At 56.3% G+C, this 2013-nt stretch carries 3 protein-coding genes; all 3 read left to right on the top strand.

Annotated elements, in window-relative coordinates:
- Positions 1-35 precede the first annotated feature (35 nt).
- The gene (locus ACTF5M_RS11345) at positions 36-485 is read left to right on the top strand and encodes a nucleoside deaminase (protein WP_341246005.1); all 450 of its coding nucleotides are present in this window, start codon (positions 36-38) and stop codon (positions 483-485) included.
- 194 nt (positions 486-679) lie between these two features.
- On the top strand, positions 680-913 hold the full coding sequence (gatC, locus tag ACTF5M_RS11350; protein WP_438961074.1) for an Asp-tRNA(Asn)/Glu-tRNA(Gln) amidotransferase subunit GatC: 234 nt from the start codon (positions 680-682) through the stop codon (positions 911-913).
- Between the two features lie 5 nt (positions 914-918).
- A partial coding sequence (locus ACTF5M_RS11355; protein ID WP_438961073.1) for an amidase family protein occupies positions 919-2013 on the top strand: 1095 nt, incomplete at its 3' end.

Here is a 2013-nt window from a genome sequence, read left to right on the forward strand (position 1 = left end):
TTTCACGCGGGCACCGGCGGGCGTAAACTGTGCCTATGCGGTTTCAAACTCATATGGATGTGGCTCTGGCCCAAGCAACGGCGGCAGCAGAGCGCGGCGAGGTGCCTGTGGGTGCGGTGATTGTCCGGCAAGGAGATGTGATCGCGGCCGCAGGCAATGAGACGCGTGCGCGATCAGACCCCACCGCACATGCGGAAATATTAGCCATCCGTGACGCGTGTAAAATGTTGGGGGTTGAGCGGCTTACGGGATGTGATCTCTACGTCACTCTTGAGCCGTGCCCGATGTGTGCAGCGGCTATTTCCAACGCACGGATTGCGCGGCTTTATTACGGTGCGGCTGATCCGAAATCAGGTGGTGTTGCCCAAGGCGCGCGCGTTTTTAGCCACCCACAATGTCATCACGCCCCTGAAGTTTATGACGGCATCAACGCATCTGCGGCCCAAGACATGTTAACTCGTTTCTTTTCTGGTTTGCGCGGCTGAATTTACGACCTGTTGCATTGTGCGTGCGGGGTGAAGCTTAACCCAAGCCGATCAATGCGTGAAAACAAACCGGTAATTGAAGTTTTTGGGGTCTATTGCACTTTGCTGGCGCGGCACGTGCTTGGCAATTCCGGCGCGCCCCGCTAAACCGCCCTAAATAGGTTTCGGAGCACCCCAAATGTCGATTGATATAGATACCGCCCGCAAAGTGGCCTGCGCTCGCCACGGAATTCAGCAATATCTTGGGCTTTATCGAACAGCTCAACGAGGTTGATGTTGAAGGCGTTGAGCCCATGACATCCGTCACACCACAGCGGCTTTATCGCCGCGAAGATGTGGTTGCTGATGGTAACCAACCCAAAGCAGTTTTGAAAAATGCCCCCGATGCACGTGAAGGCTTTTTCGCCGTGCCTAAAGTGGTGGAGTGAACCCGATGTCTGATCTGTCTAAACTTACTATCGCCGCTGCCCGTGACGCCATGCGCAAAGGTGAGCTGACGTCCGTTGAACTGACCGATGCGTGCCTGTCTGAAATCGAAGGTGCATCGACGCTGAATGCGTTTGTTCACAACACGCCCGAGATCGCCCGTGAGCAAGCCAAAGCCGCTGATGCGCGTCGTGGTGCAGATGCACCGGATATGAACGGTGTCCCTGTGGGCATCAAGGATTTGTTCTGCACCAAGGGTGTGCCGTCACAGGCCGCGTCGGGCATTCTTGAAGGCTTCCGCCCCGAGTACGAAAGCACGGTTTCGGGCAAGTTGTTCGACGCTGGCGCGGTTATGCTGGGTAAGCTGAACATGGACGAATTCGCCATGGGGTCCTCAAATGAAACCTCTGTTTATGGTGACGCAATCAACCCTTGGAAAAACGATGACCGTGCGCTGACGCCGGGTGGTTCTTCTGGTGGGTCGGCAGCTGCAGTTGCTGCCGATTTGTGCCTTGGAGCAACAGGCACGGATACTGGCGGTTCAATTCGTCAACCGGCGGCCTTTACGGGCATTACAGGCATCAAGCCCACGTACGGGCGGTGCTCGCGGTGGGGTGTTGTGGCGTTTGCGTCATCGCTCGATCAAGCGGGACCTATGACAAAAGACGTGCGTGACGCGGCTATTATGCTCGAGGCCATGTGTGGCTTTGACGCCAAGGACAGCACATCAGCCAACCTTGCTGTGCCAAACTTTGAAGCGGCGCTGACCGGTGATATCCGCGGCAAAAAGATCGGTATTCCAAAAGAATACCGCATGGAGGGCATGCCCGCCGAGATTGAACAGCTTTGGGCCGACGGCCAAGCAATGCTCAAAGACGCAGGTGCTGAGATCATTGATATTTCACTGCCGCACACCAAATACGCGCTGCCCGCGTATTATGTGATTGCACCTGCTGAGGCGTCCTCGAACCTTGCGCGGTATGATGGCGTTCGGTTCGGCCATCGCGCCACGCTTGATGCGGGTGATGGCATTACTGAGATGTATGAAAAGACACGTGCCCAAGGGTTCGGCGCCGAAGTTCAGCGCCGCGTCATGGTGGGT

The sequence above is a fragment of the Nereida sp. genome, assembly GCF_965655635.1.
Classification (GTDB): Bacteria; Pseudomonadota; Alphaproteobacteria; order Rhodobacterales; family Rhodobacteraceae; genus Nereida.